This window comes from Thalassospira sp. CH_XMU1448-2 (assembly GCF_037027285.1).
GTDB lineage: Bacteria > Pseudomonadota > Alphaproteobacteria > Rhodospirillales > Thalassospiraceae > Thalassospira > Thalassospira profundimaris_C.
Genome location: NZ_JAYMEA010000002.1, coordinates 1,018,578 through 1,043,454 on the forward strand (window position 1 = coordinate 1,018,578; position 24,877 = coordinate 1,043,454).

At 54.9% G+C, this 24,877-nt stretch carries 22 protein-coding genes; 6 read left to right on the plus strand and 16 right to left on the minus strand.

The annotated features are described in order from the left end of the window. Positions 1-43: 43 nt before the first annotated feature. The 3 genes from WA318_RS12095 to WA318_RS12105 all read right to left on the minus strand — a co-directional run bounded on the left by WA318_RS12095 (position 44) and on the right by WA318_RS12105 (position 2,997). Entirely contained in the window at positions 44-1,099 is a 1,056-nt protein-coding gene (locus WA318_RS12095) for a TRAP transporter substrate-binding protein (RefSeq protein ID WP_114097288.1), read from the minus strand. Between the two features lie 99 nt (positions 1,100-1,198). Beyond that, positions 1,199-2,479, minus strand: a complete 1,281-nt coding sequence (locus tag WA318_RS12100) for a TRAP transporter large permease (protein ID WP_114097287.1) — start codon at positions 2,477-2,479, stop codon at positions 1,199-1,201. Beyond that, positions 2,476-2,997 (minus strand): TRAP transporter small permease, encoded by a 522-nt coding sequence (locus WA318_RS12105; RefSeq protein WP_114097286.1) that lies wholly within the window; start codon positions 2,995-2,997, stop codon positions 2,476-2,478. Before WA318_RS12105 ends, WA318_RS12100 begins: the two co-directional genes overlap by 4 nt. Positions 2,998-3,203: 206 nt before the next feature. On the opposite strand from WA318_RS12105, the gene WA318_RS12110 reads away from it, so the two are divergent. From WA318_RS12110 to WA318_RS12120, 3 genes are all read left to right on the plus strand, one after another. Further along, positions 3,204-3,593, plus strand: coding sequence for a RidA family protein (locus tag WA318_RS12110; RefSeq protein WP_114097285.1), 390 nt, complete (start codon positions 3,204-3,206; stop codon positions 3,591-3,593). An 80-nt stretch (positions 3,594-3,673) separates the two neighbouring features. Next, the gene (locus WA318_RS12115; RefSeq protein WP_114097284.1) at positions 3,674-4,558 is read left to right on the plus strand and encodes a MurR/RpiR family transcriptional regulator; all 885 of its coding nucleotides are present in this window, start codon (positions 3,674-3,676) and stop codon (positions 4,556-4,558) included. A 45-nt stretch (positions 4,559-4,603) separates the two neighbouring features. Then, positions 4,604-5,554 (plus strand): sugar kinase, encoded by a 951-nt coding sequence (locus WA318_RS12120; protein ID WP_336081365.1) that lies wholly within the window; start codon positions 4,604-4,606, stop codon positions 5,552-5,554. On the opposite strand, the gene WA318_RS12125 is transcribed toward WA318_RS12120, so the two are convergent. Together WA318_RS12125 and WA318_RS12130 are read right to left on the minus strand one after the other, a co-directional pair. Next, positions 5,551-9,987: a translocation/assembly module TamB domain-containing protein gene (locus tag WA318_RS12125; protein ID WP_336081369.1), complete on the minus strand. Its 4,437-nt coding sequence runs from the start codon at positions 9,985-9,987 to the stop codon at positions 5,551-5,553. The two genes, WA318_RS12120 and WA318_RS12125, sit on opposite strands and share 4 nt — an antisense overlap. Next, positions 9,984-11,996 (minus strand): autotransporter assembly complex protein TamA, encoded by a 2,013-nt coding sequence (locus WA318_RS12130; RefSeq protein ID WP_336081371.1) that lies wholly within the window; start codon positions 11,994-11,996, stop codon positions 9,984-9,986. The genes WA318_RS12125 and WA318_RS12130 overlap by 4 nt, the downstream gene beginning before the upstream one ends. A 304-nt stretch (positions 11,997-12,300) precedes the next feature. Here WA318_RS12130 and WA318_RS12135 point away from each other — a divergent pair, with 304 nt between their 5' ends. Beyond that, positions 12,301-14,271 carry a GNAT family N-acetyltransferase gene (locus WA318_RS12135; RefSeq protein WP_336081373.1) on the plus strand — a complete coding sequence of 657 codons (1,971 nt, stop codon included), beginning with the start codon at positions 12,301-12,303 and terminating at the stop codon, positions 14,269-14,271. 33 nt (positions 14,272-14,304) lie between these two features. Here WA318_RS12135 and WA318_RS12140 read toward each other — a convergent pair whose 3' ends face one another. The 3 genes from WA318_RS12140 to WA318_RS12150 all read right to left on the minus strand — a co-directional run bounded on the left by WA318_RS12140 (position 14,305) and on the right by WA318_RS12150 (position 16,383). Beyond that, positions 14,305-15,438 carry a peptidase C39 family protein gene (locus WA318_RS12140; RefSeq protein WP_336081375.1) on the minus strand — a complete coding sequence of 378 codons (1,134 nt, stop codon included), beginning with the start codon at positions 15,436-15,438 and terminating at the stop codon, positions 14,305-14,307. Positions 15,439-15,589: 151 nt separating this feature from the next. After that, the gene (locus WA318_RS12145) at positions 15,590-16,003 is read right to left on the minus strand and encodes a TIGR01244 family sulfur transferase (protein ID WP_336081377.1); all 414 of its coding nucleotides are present in this window, start codon (positions 16,001-16,003) and stop codon (positions 15,590-15,592) included. A gap of 155 nt (positions 16,004-16,158) precedes the next feature. Beyond that, complete coding sequence (locus WA318_RS12150) at positions 16,159-16,383, minus strand: YgaP family membrane protein (protein ID WP_114097279.1); 225 nt, start codon at positions 16,381-16,383, stop codon at positions 16,159-16,161. 180 nt (positions 16,384-16,563) lie between these two features. On the opposite strand from WA318_RS12150, the gene WA318_RS12155 reads away from it, so the two are divergent. Together WA318_RS12155 and WA318_RS12160 are read left to right on the plus strand one after the other, a co-directional pair. Next, entirely contained in the window at positions 16,564-17,283 is a 720-nt protein-coding gene (locus WA318_RS12155; protein ID WP_336081489.1) for a TenA family protein, read from the plus strand. After that, a complete protein-coding gene (locus WA318_RS12160; RefSeq protein WP_336081381.1) occupies positions 17,280-17,762 on the plus strand; it encodes a GNAT family N-acetyltransferase in 483 nt (160 codons plus the stop codon). The genes WA318_RS12155 and WA318_RS12160 overlap by 4 nt, the downstream gene beginning before the upstream one ends. A gap of 53 nt (positions 17,763-17,815) precedes the next feature. Here WA318_RS12160 and pcaB read toward each other — a convergent pair whose 3' ends face one another. From pcaB to pcaD, 8 genes are all read right to left on the minus strand, one after another. Further along, positions 17,816-19,153, minus strand: a complete 1,338-nt coding sequence (gene pcaB, locus WA318_RS12165) for a 3-carboxy-cis,cis-muconate cycloisomerase (protein ID WP_336081383.1) — start codon at positions 19,151-19,153, stop codon at positions 17,816-17,818. A gap of 149 nt (positions 19,154-19,302) precedes the next feature. Further along, complete coding sequence (gene pcaF, locus WA318_RS12170) at positions 19,303-20,508, minus strand: 3-oxoadipyl-CoA thiolase (protein WP_114097275.1); 1,206 nt, start codon at positions 20,506-20,508, stop codon at positions 19,303-19,305. A gap of 23 nt (positions 20,509-20,531) precedes the next feature. Then, a complete protein-coding gene (locus WA318_RS12175) occupies positions 20,532-21,305 on the minus strand; it encodes a CoA-transferase subunit beta (protein WP_336081386.1) in 774 nt (257 codons plus the stop codon). 14 nt (positions 21,306-21,319) lie between these two features. Continuing rightward, a complete protein-coding gene (locus WA318_RS12180) occupies positions 21,320-22,174 on the minus strand; it encodes a CoA transferase subunit A (RefSeq protein WP_114097273.1) in 855 nt (284 codons plus the stop codon). 134 nt (positions 22,175-22,308) lie between these two features. Beyond that, complete coding sequence (gene pcaG, locus WA318_RS12185) at positions 22,309-22,896, minus strand: protocatechuate 3,4-dioxygenase subunit alpha (protein ID WP_114097272.1); 588 nt, start codon at positions 22,894-22,896, stop codon at positions 22,309-22,311. A 3-nt stretch (positions 22,897-22,899) separates the two neighbouring features. Next, on the minus strand, positions 22,900-23,601 hold the full coding sequence (pcaH, locus tag WA318_RS12190; protein WP_114097271.1) for a protocatechuate 3,4-dioxygenase subunit beta: 702 nt from the start codon (positions 23,599-23,601) through the stop codon (positions 22,900-22,902). A 5-nt stretch (positions 23,602-23,606) separates the two neighbouring features. Continuing rightward, the gene (gene pcaC / locus WA318_RS12195; RefSeq protein ID WP_114097270.1) at positions 23,607-23,999 is read right to left on the minus strand and encodes a 4-carboxymuconolactone decarboxylase; all 393 of its coding nucleotides are present in this window, start codon (positions 23,997-23,999) and stop codon (positions 23,607-23,609) included. Then, positions 23,992-24,792 carry a 3-oxoadipate enol-lactonase gene (gene pcaD / locus WA318_RS12200; protein ID WP_336081390.1) on the minus strand — a complete coding sequence of 267 codons (801 nt, stop codon included), beginning with the start codon at positions 24,790-24,792 and terminating at the stop codon, positions 23,992-23,994. The genes pcaC and pcaD overlap by 8 nt, the downstream gene beginning before the upstream one ends. Positions 24,793-24,877: the final 85 nt, after the last annotated feature.

Here is a 24,877-nt window from a genome sequence, read left to right on the forward strand (position 1 = left end):
ATCCGAAGGGGCGGAAAGCCGCCCCTTCGGCAAGTGGAATGGCTTATTCCATGTAGCGGCTGGCGTTGGCTTTCTCGACTTCTTCCTTGAACAGGTTCAGAAGTTTCACACCTTCATCGCCAAGGCTTTCCTGTACGTGCTGGATCACGACCGGCTGGGTTGCCTCTTTGAACTTTTCACGGTCTTCAGCCGACAGAGCGGTGATTTCCATTTTGTCCTTAAGACCGGCAAGACCACGATCAGACGCCTCGATCACGCGTGACACACCGCGGCTTGCAACAACGCAAGACTGGGCAGCGTAGCGGATGATTTTCTGCTGATCAGCGGTCAGGTCATCCCAGAATGCTTTGGACAGCATCATGGTATAAGGCGAGAACAGATGATTGGTCAGGGTCAGGTATCCCTGAACTTCGTTGAACTTGGCAAAGGTCACGGTCGGAACCGGGTTCATCTGACCGTCGATCACACCGGTCTGAAGGCCGGCATAAACTTCGCCCCAGGCCATCGGATATGCTTCTGCACCCAGTGCCTGCATGATTTTCTGGTGCGACGGCAGTGACATGGTGCGGATACGAATGCCCTTGAAATCCTCGAGGGTGGCAATCGCATGCTGGGAGTTGGTCACAGCAAAGAACCCGCCGGTATCAGGGAATCCCAGAACCTTGACATCACCAAGGGTACCTTCGATGTCAGACGCAAGCGCCGAGCCGAAAGGACCATCAAATACGTCATAGGTGGACGCGTTGCTGTCAAATGCGAATGCAAGGTTCAGAACATCAATGCGCGGATAATAGGATGCCAGCGCCCCGGTCGAGGTCAGGGTACCCTGAATCAGACCATCACGAACCATCTGAACATGTTCGGCAGCCGAACCAAGCTGGTTGGACGGATAGACTTCGACCTTGATTTCGCCATTGGTGTCAGCTTCGACAATATTGGCAAAAACAGCAGTACAGGCATGTGCCGGGTTTTCGAACGGGTCGGTTTTATTGTCGTGGGCGAATTTCAGGACTTTGGCCTCGGCAAACGCCATCGAGGTGCTGCCCATCAGCATCGCAGTTGCCAGGGCGGCTGCGCCCAAACGCTTTACGGTTTTCATTCTTACCTCTCCTTGATGTAACGACTTTATGGTGTCCGGCATTTTGTTTTGGTGCGTGCCCCGGCCCGGACTGACCGGGGCTGTCTTCACCCCGCAGGCCTAGCGGAAGCCCAGCAGTCGCGGTATCGCGAGCGCCAGATCCGACCAGAAGGCAAACAGGAACAGCACACCCAGTTCAGCCAAAAGGAATGGCCAAAGCTGTGCTGCAATTTTTTCAAGCTTTTCACCCGTCACCGATGACAACACGAACAGACATGCCCCGACAGGCGGCGTCATCAGCGAGATATTGAGCGCAAGGATAAAGATGATCCCGGCATGGATCGGGTCCATTCCGATCTGGACTGTCAGCGGAACCAGAACCGGTGCCAGAATGATCAGGATGGCGTTGATATCCATCACCATACCGATCAGAAGAAGCAGACCGACAATCATGAAGATCACGATATAGGGGTTCCCGGACACGCCCAGAACAAGGCTTGCGACTTCTTGCGGAATGCGATTGAAGCTCAGCCACCAGCCGAGGATCGACGCAAAGGCAATGATCACGAAAATCACGCCCGTGACGCGGGCTGTGCGCACCAGCATCCCGAAGAAATCGGCAAAGCTCAGCGCACGATAGATGAACACACCGATAAACAGAGCATAGGCAACCGCAACCGATGCAGCCTCGGTCGGCGTGACAATCCCGCCAAGAATGCCGCCCAGAATGATCAGAGGCATGATCAGTGCGGTAATCGATGATTTGAAAATCTGCCAGATTTCAAGAAGCGTGGCCCGACGTTCATTTTTCGGCAGGTTCTTGGCGCGTGCCGTCACCGCAATCACGGTCATGCAGATCAGACAGATCATAAGACCCGGCAAAATACCTGCGGCAAACAGACCACCAATCGAAACCCCCATCAGTGAGCCATATACCACCATCAGTCCCGATGGGGGAATGGTCGGGCCGATGATCGACCCGGCGGCAGTCACCGCACAGGCATAGTCACGGCGATATCCGCGTTCGACCATGGCAGGAACAAGCGTCTTGCCAAAGGCCGCCGCATCCGCCGTTGCGGCACCCGTAAGCCCAGCAAAGAAAACGGATGCCAGCATATTGGTATGGGCCAGACCACCACGCATATGCCCGACAAGGGCCTGGGCAAATTTCACCAGACGGCTTGTGATGCCGATATGGTTCATGATTTCGCCAGCAAGAATAAAGAAAGGCATGGCAAGGAACGGAAAAACGTTCAGTCCGTTAAATACCTTGCTTGGGCCCTGGGACAGAAACATCCCCCCGCCCATGTCAAACAGGCCAACGACACCTGCCACACCCAGGGCAAAACCGATCGGCATGCCCAAAACCATCAGAACGACAAAGATAATGGCGACGATCATTCCGCGCCCTCCGCAAGATCAACCGGGATGAAGCGGCCCTGATCACGCAAGGCTACAAGAAGAAGCTGGATTGCCGCCAACAGGCTTGAGACCGGTACTGCGGCATAGGGAAGTGCGAGCGACATCCCGAAAATCATGGCCTGACGGCGCATGCCGCCTTCGGCAAAGCCCAATCCATAGATCGCAAGATAGAGGAATGCGGCGAGTGCAATCAGATCGACCAGAAACAGGATGCTGCGCTGGATCGGCATTGGCAGGCTCAGAACAAACATCCCGATCCCGATATGCTCGCGGCGCGCAATCCCGGCCGAAATCGCCAGAAGTGCCGCCCAGATCATCAGATAACGGGCGAGTTCCTCGGGCCAGGGTAGTTGCCAATGGAAAATGTATCGATCAATAACGCCAAGCCAGACATCCAGAACCAGAACAAGCATCAAAAGCGCAATAACGCGTTCGACAACCCAGTTCAGGGAACGGCTTAGGGTCGCTGCAATGGTTTCAACACGGCGTAATGCCATCTTCGCCAATCTCTCCGCTGATGAATCTTTTGTGTAATTTTTCTACATCCTGAGATCATTTTTGTAGCTTGTCTACACATTTTTAACGTCATCGGCGCAATTTTTCCGCTATTGACCGAATATTGAAACTGTTTTAGGTAGTTAAACTACATTTTAAACAGGGTGCGTTCTGATCTGCACCCGCAAGCCAAAGCAGGGAGATTTCCATGGCGATCAAACATTATGGCAATGAGCGCAGCGGTGCCGGCGGACAGAAACTACCTTTTTCTCCGGCCGTTCGTGCGGGGGACTACGTTTATATTTCCGGTCAGGTTGCCATGAAGGAAAATGGTGAAATCGCCTATGGCGGTATCGAGGACCAGACACGCCTGACCATGGAAAATGTCAAAGCCGCCCTCGCACTTGCCGATTGCACCCTTGACGATGTTTTCAAGATCAATGTCTGGCTGGCTGATACCCGCGATTTCTGGACCTTTAACCGCGTCTATGCGGAATTCTTCCCCAATGAGCGTCCTGCACGTTCTACGGTACAGTCCCAGATGATGGTTGACGCCAAAATTGAAATTGAAGCTATCGCTTACAAGCCGGAAAAGTGATACTTGCCAAAGGGGTGCCATGAACGGCAATTGTCTGTGGCGCCCCTACCCGTCCCTGAAAACAGAACCGGACCAGTGTGATGCAACCGACCGCCGACATCATCAGCCTGCTGCGCAGCCAGTCGGGAAGCTTTCCCAACCGGGAACAGCTGGTCGCCGATTATGTCAGTGAAAATCTGGAAGCTGTCACCACGATTGCCCTTTCCGATCTTGCCAGTAATGTCGGGGTCAGCGAGCCAACGGTTATCCGTTTTTGCCGGACACTGGGCTGTGACGGTTTTCGTGATTTCAAAATGCGTCTGGCGCAAAATCTTGCGGTCAGCATGCAGTATCTGACATCCGAGGATATTTCGGATGACACAACTGCCGCAGACGTACTTTCAAGTCACGTTCTGGGTGTGATCATTGATAACCTGCGCCTGCTCCGCGATCAGATTTCATCCGAACAGATCGACAAGGCCGCCGACATTCTGGTCAAGGCACGCCAGATTGCCTTTTTTGGTGTCGGGGGCGGGTCGACCATGGTGGCCTTCGATGCGGCCAACCGCTTTTTCAGGCTTGGCATTCCCGCACAGTCACAAAGTGACGGCTATTTGCAGCGCATGCTGTCTTCGACCCTTGGCCCGGAAGATGTGGTGTTTGCCATCTCAACCAGCGGTCGCCCGACCGAGCTTATCCATTCTGCGGCCATTGCCCGGCAATATGGCGCCAAGGTCATTTCCCTGACCCACCCTGACAGCCCCCTTGCGGCTGAGAGCGATCTGGTGATCGGGATCGAAATGCCCGAAAACCCGGACATCTACAAACCGACCGCAACGCGCCATGCTTTTCTGGCAACCATTGACGTGATTGCAACAGCAGTTGCGCGACGCATGCCTGATCAGGCAAAAGAGAAGCTGCGTCGCATCCGGTCGTCGCTTTTGACACTCAACCCGCCTACCGGGCGTCAGCCGATCGGCGACTAGGCGCATTGTCACGGAATTATCTTACCCAAGTTCAAAGGTTACCCAATGCCCCACATCGCGTTTATCGGTGAATGTATGCTTGAGCTTTCCGGTGCGCAGCCCGGCACGGTTTTTGGTGCAGCAAAGCTTGGCTTTGCCGGGGATACCCTGAATGCCGCAACCTATATGGCACGTACCAGCCGTCTTCTTGACCCGGCCAGCATTAAATGCGCTTCCTATATCACCGCACTTGGCACCGACGCCTATAGCAACGCGATGATCGAAGCCTGGCAGTCCGACGGCATTGCCACAGATCTTGTTCGCCGGATCGATTGCGCTCTTCCCGGCCTTTATACCATCCAGACCGACGCAGACGGCGAGCGCAGTTTTTCCTACTGGCGTGATCAGGCCGCAGCAAAGCAGGTTCTTGGTGGCGGTCATGACGCACAAATCAGGGATTCTTTCGGGCGTTTTGACGGCTTTTACCTTTCGGGGATCAGTCTTGCGATCCTGTCGCCCGATGATCGCCAGAAAATGATCACCCTTGTCGCCGATTACGCCAACAAGGGTGGCAAGGTCTATTTCGACACCAATCATCGTCCGCGTCTTTGGTCCGGCGATCAGACCGCGATGGACATTTATCGCGCCATTGCCCCGTTCTGTGACACGGTTCTTCCGACCTTTGATGATGATGCGGCCCTGTTTGGCGACAAATCCGCGCAGGAAACCGGGCAGCGCTGGCTTGAAGCCGGGGTGCGCGAAGTCATCGTCAAATCGGGGGGCGATCCGACCTATTGGTGCAACAAGGACGGCCAGTCCAGTTTCGTTACCCCGCCCGTCATCACCGAAATCGTCGATACAACATCGGCCGGTGATTCCTTTAACGGGTCGTTTCTGGCCGCACGTTCGCATGGCCAAAGTGTCGAAGGGGCCATCGGCATTGCCCAGAAAGTAGCCGGCCGGGTGATTTGCCGTCACGGAGCACTGGTTGATATCAGTGATCTGGAACTCGGTTAGTAATCCAGCCGATACTGCACACCGGCCTTGCTGTCGATCTCGGTGCTTTCACTGGTCACGCTGATATTCGGCGTGACCTCGATTTCGACTTCGACGCCGCTTGATCCCGGTGTTGCCCCGGCCTTGGTGCCGACATAGACGCCCTCGCTCAGATATTTGCCAACCTTGACCTCGGGCCCGTCTTCGCCACCACCAACCTGAAGCACGTCAGCCCCGATAAAACGGCGCACACTGCCAACCACATCAAGACCACTGCCGCCGCCGGACAATTCATTAAGCGCACTTGCCAGCTGCACGGCTTCGACAGCACTCAGACTACCTTGTGATTTGCCAAACAGGACCTGCGACAGAATTTCATCCTCGGGCAAGGACGGATTGGATGACAGGACCAGTTCAGGATCGCTTGCCGGTCCCTGGAAGCCCGCGGAAACTTCAAGATCGGTTGTCGTGTAGATACCCTTGATATCAAGCATCGGATCAGGCGGCGAGCCCCCGGCAAAGGTGATTTTGGAATCCTTGATCACAAAGGTTTTGCCAATGATATCAAGCTGCCCGCGAAGCGCAGACAACTGCCCGACAATCCGGGGATCGTCGGTCGTCCCTGAAATTTCAAGTGACCCGCCCCACTCGGAATCAAGCCCCTTGCCGCGTACAAACAATCGTCCGGGGATATCGACCGTAACATCCAGATTACCGACAAAACCGGTATCCTTGTCGGCGGCCTTGCGGGCTTTTTCCTTTTCCGCTTCGTCAGGAAGGTTCGAAATCTCGATCGTCGGAACGGATTCTGGCAATGCCAGTGACAGATCAACCTCGCCACGCTGAACGGCAACGGTACTTTTGATATCGGCACCGTTCTGATTGCCATTGACCTTGGTATCGACATCCGCCCAGAACCGCAATTCATCGACCCGCGACAAGGCAAAATTACGCAGTTTGGTGGTCACCTCATAGGCGGCCTCACCGCCATCCTTCATTTTCAGATCAACCGACGCATCAAGACTGCCATTCCCGCCATCCGTTGCCGTGATCGACGGGATCGAAAGCCCGTTCTGATCAAATTCCCCCTTAAGGGCCAGTTGATCAAGGATCGTGCCATAGACCAGATTTTCATAATGGCCATCCGAAAGATCCAGATTGCCATTCCAGCCGATATCATCAAGCGTTCCGGCAACATCAAGCTCAAGCCTGATTTTGCCCGAAACCTGATGGTCCGGTGCCGGGACATAGGGCCAGAATTCGGCGATCTGGCCATTCATGCGAACGCTGGCCGATACAGGTGCCGAAAGATCGGGACTGAAATTCTGTTCCAGGACCGAAATCGCAAGCGGCACCGTACCCTTTGCTGACAGCGCCTCGATATCGGAATTGGCAAGATTTGCCGTACCGTTCAGAATGCCCTTGGCCAGATCAATATCGAGTGCCATCTCAAACGGTTCGAGATCCTTGACCGCCTTGGCAGTAATACCTGTGATCCGCCCTTTGACCTGTGCGGCTGGCAAGGTTCCCCTGCTTTCACGCAAGTTTGCCGACAGGTTGGCTGTCCCACTTAGTCCGTCATACCCGGCAATGCGCCCCCATGGGGCAAGATCGACACCGTCAAGAGACACATCACCCTTGATCGATTTCTGACCGGCTTCCTGTGTCATGCGTGCGACAAGCTGCCCGGACCCGACCGCAAGATCGACGTCAAGTTTCTGTTGCCCGTTTGCGGCCATAACGAATTGCAACGGACGACGCAGGGTGACTGCCTGATCACTGACATCGAAATCAAATTTCCGTGCTGTCACACTGATGTCCGGGCCAAGAGCGATATCTGCTACAAGGTCGGCTGATATCGGGACATTTCCCTGATAAAGACCGCTGGTATTTAAAACGATATCAAGCGCTTCCAGCCCGCCTTTTACGTCCAGCGATATGTCATCAATTGCGACTGGCGAAAAGACGATATCGCGTCCTTCAAGCTTGGCTGTGATATCCGGGGCGGCGAAGGCATCGCGAACCGTGACATCAAGTTCGACATCCTCGATCATCGACGGGTTGCCATCACTTTCCACAATCACGCGAAGCCCCATGGCAAGTGCGGAAACTGTGACTGTCTGACGTTCGCCATCGGGGGTAAATCCAAGATCGGCTGTCACAGTGCCATTGGCAAAGGGCACACCGAAATCACCAAGCAATTCGGCATCAAGACTTTCAAGCGCAATGTTGCCCTGGATCGGCGTGGCATAATCGGGCAGCACCAGATCACCGCGCAGCACCAGATAATCGCCACGCAATGAAATCCCTTCAACCCTCAGACCGTCGTCAGGCAGTCGCACATTTGCCGCAAGTTCATAACCATGTTTGCCAAGAGTAAACGCACCGCGATTAAGCAGCGACAATACCGCCTGATCCGACCATTCCATCCGGGTTGAGAGTGCAACCTTGTCAAAGCGTTGCCCACCGGCCTCGACACTTGGCACCGTAAGATCAATCTGCCCCGGTGGTGCTGAAATATTCCCATCCAGCCGTACGGAAAGCTTTGCCGGTGCGATTGAAACACCTATTTCTGGCGGGACAGTTCCGGGGGCAACATCAAGATCACTGGTGACGGCAAGTTGCGCGAATTCTTCGGTGATCTCGACCTTGACCGGTCCCTTGATCATCGCGGTCTCGACCGATGCCAGATCAACTGTAAGATCAAGATTGGGCATCAGCGCGACCTGACCGGTGATCGTTGGGGATGGTCCGACAATCCGGTCAAGATCGGCAATGCCAAATCCGGTTTCGGTTGTTGATATTGCCAGATCGCTTTTTAATCCGGCTTCCGTCGACCACGACATGTTGCCAAGCATGACCTGCCCCTGCCCGCTCAGATCAAGTCCGGAAATCGGGGCAAAGATCGAAAGATCGGCAACATCACCGGTCAGCTTGGCCGTCGTGATGGCAAAGGCACCATCAAGTTCGGCATCACCATGCAGCTTCATTTGGGGTGCTGAAATCAGCACATCCCGCAGTGCCACACTGGAAAAATCTGGCGATATCAAAGCATTAAGGGACAACTCCTGACCCGCGCCAAGAAACGCCGCAAGCCCCGTATCCTGCCAGTCACTTCCCGATGTCGATGCCATAAGACTTGCCGTAATCGCATCATCATTTTCGGGTTCGGGCATATCGGCGCGCACTGTCACATTCGCAATGGTCGAGACCGGTGTTGTGACATCGCGCCCGTCAATCGTGACCTCAACCCCAGGCATGGCAAGATCACCCTTGGCAGAAACACCAAGATCAAGCTGCTCCCATGTCACCGCGTCATCAACAAGTGCGGACAATGCCGGATCGATCTTGCCATCAAGCTTTGCCGCCACAGTGCTTTCTGCCAGATCAAGATCAGCCGTGGCCGAAATCGCCACCGCATCCGCCATCGCAACCGAAACACGATCAAATGACAGGCGCTGATGATCAGCATCAAACGCCCCGCCAATGCCAAGATCGATTTTCTTGCGCAACTGCTCTGGCAACTGATCAGAGATACGATCAAATGTCTGAAGACCACCATCAAGTGCGAAAGCCAGAATATCAGATGAAAGCTGAACACCGATGTCAGCGGACAGTGCGCCATAGCCATCTGCCCCGACATCAAGTGTGCCCCGCCAGTCATTCGCCGGACCATTCCCGGCAAGTTTGATATCGATGTCGGTGGCCACATCGGGTGCCACCCCGGCAAGGGTCATGACAAGACCTTCACGCCCAAGCGCACCATCAATTTTCGCAGCCAGTCGCTGATCCGGTCCATCGAAATCCAGATCAACATCGAACCGGTCAGACCCGTCATCCAGCGGGTGCAAATCAATCTTCGCCGTTGCCGAAAGATTGGTTCCAACCGCTGCCTTGGCATTAAGCCCATACAGAAACTCTTTGCCTGACAGCGGATCAATCAACGCTATCTCGCGAAGCGCGACGGCGTCGATTGCAACGGCAAGCGGAAGAGAAAGACCGCTTTCTGAATCAGATGTCTCTTCCTCGATCTCTTCCGGGCCTGTCGTATTTGGCAGAACAACCTTTGCACTTTGAAGTCCAAGATGATTGACCTTTAATGTCCCGCCCAACAAGGCCAATGGCGACCAGTCAAAATCAGCCGATCCCAGTTCAAGATGAAAACCATCGCCCGCCCGGTCCATCAAAAGACGATCCAGCGTCAAACCAGTCCAAAGACTTCCTTCTATGCGGCCAATCTCAAAGGTGCTGTCCGTTGCGGTCGATACCGTTTCATTGATCATCGGGGTAAGCGCACGCAGAACCGGGCCGGTTCCGGCAATCGCCACAATACCGGTAACGCCAAGCACGGCACCGCCCAGACCATAGGCAGCATAACGCCCCCATCGTGATGCAGAACGGGAACGTCTTGTTTTCTTTGATGCCTTGCTGGACGGTTGTTCAGCCCCGGTCAAAATGCCTGCCCCAAACTGATATAAAGCTGGAAATCGTCATCGACATTGTCACGTTTATCAAGCGGCACGGCTACATCAAAACGCAGCGGCCCGACCGCCGTGTAATAGCGGAAACCAAGCCCTGCCGCCCACAGTAACGAGATGTCTTCGGGTTCGCTCCGGGCATAGACATTGCCGCCTTCAACAAACGGGACGATGCCAAATGATTCCGTTACCCGTGCACGAAATTCAAATCCGACTTCCAGAACAGACCGCCCGCCAAGCGGATCGTGATCATCATCAAGCGGTCCGACCTTTTGATATTCATAGCCACGGATCGATCCCCCACCACCAGAATAATAGCGTTTGTTGGACGGCAGGCTGCCGCGTTCTTCACCAATGATCGTCCCGGTGCGCGCGCGTGCGGCAAACACATAATCGCCGTCTTTATCAACTGACAGATATTGCGAACCGGCAAGCGAGACCGAGGTAAATCCCGTATCCTGATCCGTCAGTCCCATATAAGGCGACACGTTGATTTCAAAGCGCGTGCCTTTGGTCGGATCAAGCGGATTATCGGTGTTGTCGTGACGCAAAATACCTCGCAGACCCGCCAGATAGAATTCCTCATTCGGGGAGTCAGATCCGGTCAAATCGGAATATTCCGCTGTCACACCAAGGCTCGCTGACCAGTTTTCGCCAAGTGGCCGTTCGATACCGACAAAACTGTCAATCGTTGAGCCCTTATAGGCATCCGTGTCGTTGTTCTTGGCATGGGCATCTGCAACAAAGGATTGCTTCCGTTCCAGGAATTGCGGCTTTTTGAATTCCGCACTGACACCCTGCTCAAGACTTGAGACATCCATCCCCAACCGCAACCTTTCACCCGCACCAAACAGGTTGCGATGTTCCCAGAAAGCATTGCCACCGGGACCTTCGGCAGTCGAGAAATCAAGCCCGCCACCGATCGAGCGCATTTTGCGTTCAACCACATTGATCTCGACAGGGATTTCACCATTTTCACCAACCGGACCGGCAACCTTTACAATCACACTGTCAAACAGGTTGGTCTGCGCCAGATCGCGTCGTGTGGTTCTGACCTCCTCGGGGCTGTATTGCTCGCCCGGATCCCAACTGCGATATCCGGCGATAAAGTCCTGATCAACCTGTTCGGCACCATTGACCGTGACCGCACCGAAATTGGCCGCGGGACCGGTTTCAAAGGCATATTTGATCGAAATGGTTTTCCGGGCGGTATCGGCCATCACGGTCCGCTTGGTCGATTTCACCAGCGGATATCCCTGATCCTTCAGAACATCGACACCATATTGCTCGGCAAGGATAATCGGCTGTGCCGTTGCACGTTGTCCGATCTGCAGGCGGGTTCTGACCAGTTCCTCGTCGGTGGCCGGACGTTCGATGGTTTCATCGGGACGCACAATCACCAGATCAACCGATGAAATCAGATATGGCGCACCTGTATCGATATTATAGGTCAGAACAAGCGGCGTCGGCGTGTCTGCCGGTGAAACGGCATCTTCGGATGCGGCACCGTTCGCGGTATCACTTGTTGCATCTCCCGCAGCTGCATTTTCCGATAGCTCGGTGTTTTCGTTGCCAGATTGCGGGACAACGGGCTTTTCCTGAATATCGAAGGTGATCTGGCCGTCATAAAAACCGTTTGAGCGCAGAACCGCCTGAAAACGTTCAATATCGTCCTCGGCCCGGCGTTGCAGACCTGCCCGTGACGCTGTCGGGCGCGATTGCAGGCGACGTGCCGTGCTTACGGCTTCAAGGGCGGAAAGCAGGTCGCTTTCCTGCGCGTCAATCCCGACCAGTTCGACCTCATAGGGGATGGTTGATCGCAGATCGCCCTGCTCCACCGCATCCTCATTTCCAAAACCGAACCCCAGCCCCCCTGATCCTTCATCAGATGAACATGCACCCAAAATCGTTCCCGCCAGCAAAAGCGGAACAATTGCCCGATACCGTCCAAGTGATGCCAGATTGCGGGGATTGTGCCTGTTCAAGAATATCTTGTCCTTTGTGCTTCATGCCCGGTCGACTGATGCAGGTTCCACCAGCCCGATCCATTTTATATCCGACGCTCATGGCGGGGCTTCGTGCAAGCGGAATTATTGTTATTTTCAAAACTGCTATCACGAAATACCATATTTTTATTCATCTTACAGGTCGAGTGTCACCTATGCCAATTCCCATGAAAAAATGGCATGGCTGTGAACAATAAACGCACTTGTGAGCTTTTTGGTTTGAGCGTACCGGGAGTTGAGCGCACCATATGCGTCACACCCCACATTGCAGGAGGTCCATCTCGTGGCTTCAACCCAGACCAATACCGTCATTATTCGCAATGCTGTACGCGCCGACCTTGACGGGCTTTGCGCCCTTGAGCAGGCAAATTTTAAAACTGACCTGATTTCGCGCCCGTCCTTTTCCCGTTTCCTGCGTCAGGCAACCGCACGCCTTTTGGTCGCGGATGCCGGGGATGCCGACAAACCGGCCATCGTCGGTTACGGAATGTTGCTGTTGCGCGCCAACACGGTCACGGCACGTATCTATTCATTGGCAATTGCACAGCAATGGCGCGGCAAGGGTCTGGGCACGCAACTTCTGGCCGGTCTTGAGAATCTGGCGATGGATGCCGGTTGCCTGCGCATGCGACTGGAAGTCCGCGTAAAGAACGATACAGCACGCAATCTTTATGAACGGCACGGCTATCAGAAAATTGCAGATCTTCCGGGCTATTACGAAGATGGCGGCGATGGCATTCGCCTTGAACATGCACTTTATAACGGGCAGACCGATGTCACCCCGGCGGTTGCCACCGGTGCACCGCTGATTCTGGTAGATCGACTGTCCGATCAGCGTTTTGCTGTTTCGGGTGCACGTGTGATGCGGGTGCGTGATTATCTGGCCCTTGATCACGGGGTGCGTAACCGCCGTGTGATCAACCTGTGCCAGTCTTATGAATATCTGTCGCGCGGCTATTATTGCAGCCTTCTGGCCGCGGCCCGCGCCGAACGCGTGATCCCCGAGGCAGATGTTCTTCTTGACCTTAACTGGAAACGTCTTCAGAAAACCGCCCGTTCCGAACTGAGCCCGCAGATCATTGACGCCCTTGCCAAATCGGGGCACGGCCCGGAGCAAGCCCCGGACCATATTGATGTCTATTTCGGACGCACCGCCGACAAACGGTTCCGCCAGATCGCCGAACGGGCCTTTGATCAGTTCCGTTGCCCGATCCTGCGCCTGCATCTGAACCGGCAGGATCGCAAGATTTTGCGCGAAATCGAAGCCCCGTCACTTGGCCAACTTGATGACAGCAACCTTGCCGAGTTTGAAGCAGCGCTTCGGGCCTATCTGCGCGGGCGCGTGCGCAAACAGGGCAACGTCACCCCGCCAACAGCACTGGTTGCGATCCTGCATGACCCGGACGAGGTTTTGCCGCCGTCTGACAAGGAAGCCTTGGCAAACTTTGTTCAGGCTGCATCTGATCTTGGTGCCAAGGCCGAACTGATCACGGCCAAGGATTTCCATCATTTGTCGGAATTTGATGCCCTTCTGATCCGTGAAACCACCGCCCTTGATCACCATACCTATCGCTTTGCCAAACGTGCGGTAAAGGAAGGCATTCCGGTGATCGACGATCCGGACTCGATGCTGCGCTGTACCAACAAGGTCTATCTGGCCGAATTGCTGCGCACACACCGTATTCCGGCCCCGAAAAGTGCGATCTTTGACAAACGCCGTATTACCGAAATCGCTCAGCAATTCAGCTTCCCGTCGGTTCTTAAGGTGCCGGACGGATGCTTCTCGCGCGGGGTGCGCAAGGTAAAATCACCCGAGCACCTGAATGAAGTTGCGACCGAGATGTTCAAGAATTCGGAACTTCTGGTCATTCAGGAATATGTCGAAACGACCTTTGACTGGCGCATTGGTGTTCTGGGCGGCGAGCCGATCTTTGCCAGCCGCTATTTCATGGCACCGGGCCACTGGCAGATCGTCAAGCATGAAGACGATGGCAAAAGCTTTGAGGAAGGCGGATTTGAAACAGTCGCTGTTGAAGACGCGCCAGCAGATATCGTTTCAACCGCCCTTGCCGCAGCGCGCCTGATGGGTGACGGGCTTTATGGTGTCGATGTCAAGGAAACCCCGCATGGTCCGATGGTCATCGAGGTCAATGACAACCCCAATATCGATGCCGGGGTCGAGGATGTGGTGCTGGGCATGGACCTTTACCGCCGCATCATCGCCCATCTTCTGGGCAAGATCGCACGACCGTAATCCGGTCAACACACCAACGAGAAAGGCCGGGTTTTACCCGGCCTTTTTGTCAATGAACACTGCGGCCTGCAGCTTGTCGCGCCCATATCGCGCCATCAGGTCAAACTCGTGACGCAGGATCGGGACAGACAGGCAGTCACTGCCCGTGAACGGTTCGTGATCTTCGCCGATATCCGGATCGCTGACATAGACAAAGCGGTCATCAAAACCCGACACCACCACCCAATGCGGTATCTTGTCGCCGTAAATCCGGTACTGACTGATCAGGACCAGTGCCATTTTTCCTTTTTTGGCACGTTCCTCGATCTCGGCAACACCAAAGGGTCCTGTCGTCACGGGGATCCCCATATCCTGGGCCTGACGGGCAAAATCATAATGCACCAGTTCGACCACTTCGCGGTTCTTGGGTTTGCGTACGGTGTCGACAAAAAGCGGACCATCGCGGCTGCTTAGAACCTCGACATCAAAGCCGCGCCGGTTGGCCGCAAGAGCAAGACCAAGCGGTCCGCATCCACCATGGCCCGAGGTCATGAAAATAGTGGTGGCTTCGCGCCACAGGGCAATTTCAAGATTGCGATCAAGTTCAAGCGACGGATCAAGCGCATTCATCGCCATCATCAAAGCCGCCGGACCACAGGTAAATGGCAGGGTCTGGTGATAGAAATGAATGGGCGATGGCAGGGAAAGCGCATTGGGCACAAGGACCTTTTCCATACGCAAAGCATCGCTATGGTCCGGGTAATAATCCGGATAAAGGGCAAATTCGCGATATCCGGCGGCCCGGAACAGCGAAATCGCCCTCGCATTTTTCTGACTGACTTCAAGGCGCAGGATTGGCGCACCGAAATCAAGACTGAGGTCTTCGGCCCGGGTGACAAGTTGCCTGCCGATACCCTGCCCTCGCATATCGGGCAAGACCGCCATTGAATAAAGACGCGCCAAAGCCACATTGCGCCGGAAAATAACCAGTACATATCCGACAACACCGCCGTTCTTGCAGGCAACCATCAGGCGCGCGGTTTCGCTTCCGACAAAGCGTTTGAACGCACGACGGTTCAGGAGGTCTATATCAAAGGACTGGTTTTCAATATCGCACAGCGCATCAATATCGCCGGGCACCGCCAACCGAAACTCTATCGTGGCGTCTTCGCGCGTCTTCAAATTCACATCCACACCTGAAAATCAGACATACGGATTACATACCGTCATGTCATATCGCCACGATTTGCAAAAAATCGATAGTGCAATTTTGGCAGGCGTGCCGCGCGATTATGCGATGGGGCATGATCAACCCCACCGCATCAATTCATCACAAATTCTAGGCGCGCGCAGCAATACGCGGCAAAAGCGGCGACATGTCATAACCGGCATCAGACGCCGACTTGATAATGTCCTGAACCGGAAGTGCCCCTGCTTTGGCCAGCGACCACAGGATCGTGCAACGTGTCCCCGTACGGCAATAGGCAAAGATCGGCTTGGCCGCATCGGCAAGATTGGCAGCAAAGGCATCGGCATCGGCATCCGTGACATTGCCGCTCACGACTGGCTGGAAAATCGCCTTTATACCTGCGGCTTCGGCCTTGGCAGAAATTTCGGCAAAGGATGGCTGCCCCGGATCTTCATCATCCGGGCGGTTACAGATAATGGTTTTGTATCCGGCCTTGGCAATCTCGTCGATTGCTTCAAGGGGCAATTGCGGGGATACCGTCAGATCGTCGCTCAGGCGTTTCATTTTTCTGTTCCGTTATTCATTGCCGGTGGCGTTATCACATTATGCCCTGTCAAACAGGGTAAACGTCACACACCGTAACTGTTACGGATGTCACTATAACGCGCTGTTGCCAACAGCTCGAACAGAAATTGCTGCGCGGGATTACTGAACGGCTCCTATTTCGAAAGCGGGCAGGTCCGCAAACCGAAAATCATATAAAGCGGGCAGAAACGGAATGCGGCCGTCACCAGCAAGACGACACCAGCCGCGATCATGACCCAGCCATAAACACCAAATGCAATTGCACCTTCTGCGGGATTGGCCATCAGGAACGGCAAAGCAAGCAAAATGACACCAGCACAGGCACGCAACAGGCGATCGACGGTTCCGACATTTGCCATGACATCCTCCAAGGATGATTGAGAAGAACTGCCTATACCATTACATTCTTATTTGTTGTTTTACATTGACAAGCATCAATCACGTCACAGATGTCCGGGCAAATTATTGGGTTCTTGCCCTTGCCACAATCGCGTGTAAAAAGAAGAAAAATCAAAGATATCAGGAAACGCGCCGTGACCATGAACAACACCCAACCAGTTCCCGATTTCCCGGTCTGGAAACAGTCACATCCCGATGGGGTCTTTTCCGACTGGCTGAAGGCATCCGTTGCCAAAGACTGGCACCGTGTGACCCATCATCCCTTTACCGATGCGTGGGGAAAGGCGGCAGTTCCAAAACGCAATCTTGAAAACTACCTTATTCAGGACCATCGTTTTATCGACCGGTTTGTCGCACTTTTGGCCGCCGCCGTTTCGCGAGCCCCGACATTAAAGGATCGCATTCCGGGCTGTCAGTTTCTTGCCCTTGTGACCGGGGCGGAAAATACCTATTTCGAACGATCCTTTGTGGCACTTGGCGTCAGCGAGACGGCACGTGAAGACCAGCCGGACTGGCCTGTTACGGCAGATTTCAAGAAATTGATGGCCGATGCCACCAACAGCAACCGATATGCCGATATGCTTGCGGTTCTTGCCGTTGCCGAGGGCACCTATCTGGGCTGGGCGGACCGGGTCAATCGCGGGCTTGAAACGCGCCCCACGGATTTCTGGTATTCCGAATGGCTTGATCTGCATGTCGGTGCGTATTTCGAAAGTGTTGTTGCCTATCTCAATGATCAGCTTGATCAGGTTGGCCCCACACTTTCAAATGATGAACGCCAGAGCTGCCTGTCCTGTTTCAAACGTGCCACGGAACTTGAAGTTCAGTTCTTTGATGCTGCATGGGATCAAGATGCATGATCACGATACGTCCTTTTCGCGATGAAGATGCCGCGATGATGTCCGAGATTTATCGTCGCGCTGTCAAAAAGCTTGGCCCCAAAGGATATGGCCCAGAACAGGTCGCCGTCTGGGCCAGTTTGCAACCCGCCCCGGCGCGGTTTGCCGAAGTGATGAATGACGGGCGTTATTGCCTTGTTGCGGTCAATGACAGCGATCAGGTCGTCGCATTTGGCGATATCGAACGCGACGGGCATATCGGTTTTTTGTATGCTGCACCCGATGTTGCCGGAACCGGTGTCGTGGCACAGCTGTATGCCGCCCTTGAGGCCGAGGCCAGAAAACAGGATATCGGTAAGCTTTATTCAGAAGCCAGCGAGCTTGCCAAATCCTTCCTGCTCAAACAGGGATTTTCGGTGGTGGAACGCCGCGACTTTGAAGTCAATGGCGTCCCCATCCACAACTATGCCGTTGAAAAGCGACTGCGCGCGCCGCGCTAGACATAGCCGCAAAATCAAAAAGGCTGCCCCGGGGCAGCCTTTTTCATGTCTGTTTATTCCCGAAATCCGCGCTTTGCCGCCCCCAGAACCCGGTCAATAAACAGGTCGGACTGCCCGACATAATTGGCCGGATTACGCACATGCGCCCAATCGACCGGTGCGTCGGTCAGATGCTGCAATTCATCAAACAGATTGGAATTGTTGGTTGCCGATCTGGCAATCGCTTCCTTGACCAGCTTGTCTGCGGCATCCCGACCAAGATGGTCGGCAAGGGCAAATGTCGCGGCCTCGGCCAGCATCGCACCACGCGACAGTTCAAGGTTTTCAGTCATGCGGTTGGTGTTGATTTTAAGGTCCGGCACCATATCAACCGCCTGCGCCAGTGCCGTCCCCGCCGCAATAATGATCTGCGGCAAGGTCAGCCATTCCAGAAGCCAGCTTGACCCGCACCGTTCATGGTCATGCAATTGCGACTGGCTGAAAACGCCAAGCTGCCCGGCGTTAAAACGTGCCAGAGTCACCAGCATTTCGGCCTGTACCGGGTTGGATTTATGGGGCATGGTTGACGACCCGCCGCCCTTGCCCGGCTGCACTTCGGCAATTTCCGACTGAGCCAGCAAAACAAGGTCCTGCCCCATCTTGCCAAGCGCACCGGTTAACGCTGTTAACTGACTGGCAAAATCAACCAGCACATCTCGCTGCGCATGCCAGGGCATATCGGCAACCGGAAGATCAAGTTCCTCGGCAAGGTTGCTTTCAACATCGATGGCCTTTGCCCCGATAGAGGCAAGCGTCCCCGCCGCCCCGCCAAAGGACAGGCGCAGCAAATCCGAAGACAGGCTTTCGATCCGGCGATCAATACGCGCCAGGGGCGCAAGCCACCCTGCGGCCTTAAGGCCAAAGGTCGTTGGTACCGCCTGCTGGGATCGGGTACGCCCGATCATCACTGTTGCCCGATGCGCATCCGCATGTGCGCCAAGGGACTTTGCCAGTTTGCGGATACGCCGACGAATGATGCCAATGGCCTCGCGCAGACGCAAAACAAGGGCGGTATCCACCACATCCTGACTGGTTGCCCCGAAATGTGCGAACCGCGCATCTTCGCCACCAATTTCGGCTTTCAATGCCTTGACCAATGCCGGCACCGGCACACCTGCACTTGCTGTCCCTGCCGCAAGCGATGCCGGATCGGGATTGAAGTCCCGACACACTTCGGCAATGCGGACCGCACTTTGTTCGGGAATGACGCCTGCGCGCGCCTCGGCGGCGGCAAGCGCAGATTCAACCAGAAGCATCGAGGCAATCTGTGCCTTGTCATCAAACAGGGCCGCAATTTCCGGGTCGGAAAACAGATCCCCAAGCAGGGCGGAATCAAAAGGCGAAATGGTCATCAGGGGTAATCCACCGGGTTAAACAGGTGTAAAATCAGATCGATAGTGTCGCGCTGCCAACCTGTTTGGTCAATAACGCAAAAAAGAAGCCCCTGCCCGACAAGCGGCACAGGGGCATCTTTCAAAAGATCGGCAAAACGCCCGCAGCCTCAGACAGCTTCAAGTGCGATCGCAATACCCTGACCGACACCGATGCACATGGTTGCCAGTGCGTATTTGCCACCGGTACGCTTCAGCTGAAGGGCTGCGGTACCGGCAATACGTGCACCCGACATACCCAGCGGATGACCAAGGGCAATCGCACCACCATTCGGGTTCACGCGTGCATCATCATCGGCAATGCCAAGATCGCGAAGGGTAGCAAGACCCTGCGATGCAAATGCTTCGTTCAGTTCGATCACATCAAGCTGTTCAGTGGTCCAGCCCAGACGTGCCAGAAGCTTTTTCGAAGCCGGTGCCGGGCCAAAGCCCATGATACGCGGGGCAACGCCTGCGGTCGCACCGCCAACAACCTTGGCAATCGGTTTCAGACCATATTTTTTGACTGCTGCTTCAGACGCGATGATCAGAGCAGCCGCCCCGTCATTGACACCCGATGCGTTACCGGCCGTGACCGAACCGCCTTCGCGGAACGGGGTCGGCAGTTTGGCAAGGGTTTCAATCGTGGTGCCTGCGCGCGGATGTTCGTCTTTATCAACGACAACCGGATCGCCTTTGCGCTGGGGAATGGTGACCGGGGTGATTTCCTGTGCCAGGGTTCCGTTCTGCTGGGCAGCAACGGCTTTTTCCTGCGAACGCACAGCAAACGCATCCTGATCAGCACGCGAAACGCTGAAATCCTCGGCAACGTTTTCGCCGGTTTCAGGCATGGAATCCACGCCATACTGTTTCTTCATCACCGGGTTAACGAAGCGCCAGCCAATGGTGGTGTCATAGATTTCCGCATTGCGCGAGAATGCCGAGGTTGCCTTGGGCATCACGAACGGCGCACGTGACATGCTTTCAACACCACCGGCAATCATCAGATCTGCTTCACCTGCCTTGATCGCGCGTGCGGCAATGATGATTGCATCCATGCCCGAACCGCACAGACGGTTGACCGTGGTGCCGGTCACGGTTTCCGGAAGACCTGCCAGAAGCGAAGACATACGCGCAACGTTACGGTTGTCCTCACCGGCCTGGTTGGCACAGCCAAAAATGACATCGTCAACAGCGGCAAAATCCAGCCCCGGATTACGGTCAACCAGCGCCTTGAGCGGCACGGCACCAAGATCGTCGGCACGTACCTGTGACAGGCTGCCACCAAAGCGGCCAATCGGGGTACGGATGTAATCGCAAATATATGCGTCAGCCATTTCTAAGATCCTTGTTAATGCTCTTACTGCTGACCCGCATGGGCCTTGGCGGTACGAGCATGCAGTTCACGCAGAACCTGCAATTCTTTTTCGGTCGGGATCGCAGTTTCCGCGACTTCGTCGGCAAACTCAACTGTCCAGCCGGTATTTTCGATGATTTCTTCGCGGGTTACGCCCGGATGGATCGAGGTCACAACGAACTGCTTACCAACCGGGTGCGGTTCCATGATGCAAAGATCCGTGATCAAACGCGACGGACCCTTGGTATCCACGCCATAGGATGCGCGGTCATCGCCACCCTTGCCATGACCAAGCGAGGTCACGAAATCGATCTTTTCAACAAAACCACGCTTGCTTTGTTTCATCACAAGGAAGACTTCGCCACAGCTGGTTGCGATTTCCGGCGCACCGCCACCGCCCGGAAGACGGACTTTGGGGTTGTCGTAATCACCAATCACGGTGGTGTTGATGTTACCAAACTTGTCAAGCTGGGCGGCACCAAGGAAACCAACCGAAATCTTGCCGCCCTGCAGCCAGTAACGGAACATTTCGGGCACCGGAACCGTGTTCAAAGCCGTTTCGCAAAGTTCGCCATCACCAATCGACAGCGGCAGGACATCGGGCTTGGTGCCAATCGTGCCACTTTCATAAATCAGGGTGATGTCAGGCGCGTGGGTCAGACGGGCCAGATTGCAGGCCGCAGACGGCATTCCGATACCAACAAAGCACACATCGTCGTTTTTCAGCGCGCGTGCAGCGGATACCGTCATCATTTCAGTCGGGGTATATTCAACCATGATCTTTTCTCCGCTTAGCCTTTGTTTGCTTCACGCTTGGCCGCGAAATCTTCGGGACCGCCATTCATGACATGTTCTTCGATCCATGCGAGGAACGCTTCGCGATCACGCGCAATCGGATCCCATGCCTTGTAAAACGCATTGTCGCGCTTGTAGTAGCCTTGGGCGTAGGACGGATGCGCCCCACCCGGGATTTCAACAATTGCGGTCACCGCCCAGTTCGGCAGCATCACAGCATTCGACGAAATATCACCGAAATCATCAACGATCTCTTCGACCGTCACGATGGATTTCTTGGCTGCCAGAACGGCTTCTTTCTGAACACCGACAATACCTTCAAACAGGACATCGCCCTTTTTGTTGGCTTTCTGGGCGTGGACCACAGTCACATCCGGACGGATCGACGGCACCGCAGCAAGGCTTTCGCCGGTGAACGGGCATTTGATGAATTTGATATTCGGGTTGACGCGCGGCAGTTCTGCCCCGCGATAGCCCTTGAACACTGCACAGGGCAGACCAGCCGCACCGGCGTCATAGGCATTGGCCATGGCCGCGTGGGAGTGTTCTTCGATCTCAAGCTTGTGCGGCCAGTGTTCCTGAACGGCTTCGCGCAGACGATGCAGCGAACCGACACCGGGGTTCCCCCCCCAGGAGAAGACAAGCTTCTTGGCACAGCCCGCACCAATCAGCTGATCATAGATCATATCGGGCGTCATACGGATCAGGGTCAGGTCCTTGATGCCCTGACGGATGATCTCGTGTCCGGCAGCGTGCGGAATAAGATGGGTGAAGCCTTCCATCGAGATGGTATCGCCATCCTTAACGCAGGACGCGACTGCCTCTTTAAGCGACATGAAACGTGCAACCACGGCTAACTCCTGTGGTATCTAACCAAAACAGAACAAACGCAGGGCATTGCCCCTTTGCGTTGGAAAATTGGGTCGATGGCTGCGACCGCCGGCTTTCCCCAAAGCAGCGGACGCAGCCATCGCGCCAGATCGACTTACACGTCGAAGAACACGGTTTCCGCGTCCCCCTGCATGTGGATATCGATCTGGTATTCAATCCCGGTCGAGGTTTCGACACGCTTGGCAATCAGGGTGTCGCGACGATCTGCGGGAACCGACTGCAAGACAGGGTCTTTTGCATTCAGCTCAGCTTCATCGTCGAAATAGAACCGGGTAAAGGCATGAACCAGCATGCCACGCATGAAAACGATCACATTGACGAACGGTGCTTCGGCATCGGCAACGACACCGGGCTTTACCGTGTCAAACCAGAAACGGTTTTTGGCATCCGTTCCCGTGCCGCAACGGCCAAGACCACGGAAACCTGTATCCGCAACATCAATCGGCTTTTCACTGTAATTGCCATCGGCATCGGCCTGCCAGATTTCGATCATCGCGTCATTGACCGGTGCGCCATTGGCATCAAACACCGTGCCGGTGATGCGGATATGCTCGCCCTTGGCGTCCTGGCCGGCAACAACCGGATCGGCAATATCGGTAAAGTCGTAACCATACTGGCCTGCTGTCAGACCATAGGCGAAATACGGACCAACCGTCTGTGAGGGGGTTTCACCATATGACATGACTTAATTCTCCATCGGGGTGCCGTTGCGTCCACGCAGGACAATGTCGAACTGATAACCAAGGGCAAAGCCCTCCTCGGTCCTGTCGATCGAGAATTTGGCAATCAGGCGTTCGCGGGCGCGCGCATCTTCGGTGCCAAGGAAGATCGGATCGAGTTCAAGCAACGGGTCACCCGGGAAATACATCTGGGTGACAAGACGCGTGGCAAAGCCCGGCCCGAACAGCGACAGGTGAATATGGTTCGGGCGCCATGCGTTGAAATGGTTCCCCCACGGATAGGCACCCGGCTTGATGGTATAGAATTTGTAGTTACCGTCTTCATCGGTAAAGCAGCGGCCCGAACCACGGAAGTTCGGATCAAGCGGCGCGTCGTGCTGGTCAACCTTGTGGACATAACGACCAGCAGCATTGGCCTGCCAGATTTCGACAAGAATGTTGGATTGAGGACGGCCATCGGTGTCCATGACACGACCATGCACAACAATGCGTTCGCCCTGCGGTTCGCCATTGACGACGCCATTTCTGGTCAGATCGAAGTCAAGCTCGCGCACGGCCGCCGGGGCGAAGCGCGGACCGGTGCCTTCGGTCAGGCCCGACTTGATGGCGAGCGGAGAACGGGACGGACCACGCAGGATGGTCGATTTATATTCCGGTGCGATTAACGGGGCGTGGGATCCCCAATCACGCGGTTTAAAGGTGGACATGTGGCTTACTCTCCCTTGGATGCCGCGTCGATCTCGGCATAGGTTTGTTTGGCAATGCGGAATGCCGTATTGGCGGCGGGAACGCCGGCATAAACCGCAACATGCATCAGTACTTCACGGATGTCTTCGCGCGTCGCCCCGGTATTGAGGGTCGCACGGATATGCATGGCGAGTTCTTCCTCATGACCAAGACCTGCAAGCAGGGCAATGGTTACAATCGAACGTTCGCGCTTGGTGAATTGGTCACTTGTCCAGACACCGTTCCAGACATTCTCGGTGATGTAGCGCTGAAAGCCCTCGTCGATTTCGGTGATGTTTTTCGATGCACGATCCACGTGTGCATCGCCCAAAACGGATCGGCGGGTTTTCATGCCAATGTCATACCGGCTCTCAGACAAGGTTCTTCTCCTTGGTAAATCGGTCGATCAACCGGGTCAGCAATTCCGGGGTTTCAATGCATGGCAAATGCCCGACCCCGTCTATCAGTTCAAATTCGGCATCGGGGATCATGGTTGCCATTTCGCGCACCACATCGGGCGGCGTCGCGAGATCGGCCGATCCACAAATACATAATGTCGGAACGGCAATTTTGCCTGCGGCCTCGCGCAGGTCCCCGTCGCGCAATGCGACACAGGTACCGATGTAGCCAGCCTCGGTTGTGCGCACCAGCATGTCGCGATACATCGCGGTTTCCAGCGGGCGTTCCTTGCGGAAGGTCGGCGACAGCCAGCGTTCGATGATTGCATCGCCCAGAACTTCGATCCCGTCGGCCTTGATGGCTTCGATCCGGGTGTTCCAGCCATTATAATCGCCAAGTTTGGGGGCTGTATCACACAGGATCAGGCCGCGAATACGTTCAGGCTGCAATTGGGTCACTTTCTGGGCGATCAGACCGCCAACAGACAGACCACAAATGATCACTTCACCCAGACCAAGGTAATCAAGCAATCCGATCAGGTCATTGGCATGCAGCGAAATATCATATTCCGCGTCACCAATGCCCGAAAGACCGTGACCGCGTTTGTCATAGGTAACGATGTTGAACCGTTCCGAAAGAACACTGACCACGTCATCCCAGATGCGCAAATCGGTTCCAAGCGAGTTCGAAAACACCAGTACAGGTGCGTTTTTCGGCCCTGACTGACTGTAATGGATATGTGTCCCGTTGATCGGGGCAACTTGAAGACTCATGTCATTTCCACCCTGCTTATTTGCGCACAATTTCGCAGACGGATTTGGTTATGTAAAATGAGGAATTGCGTATTTTGCATAACTA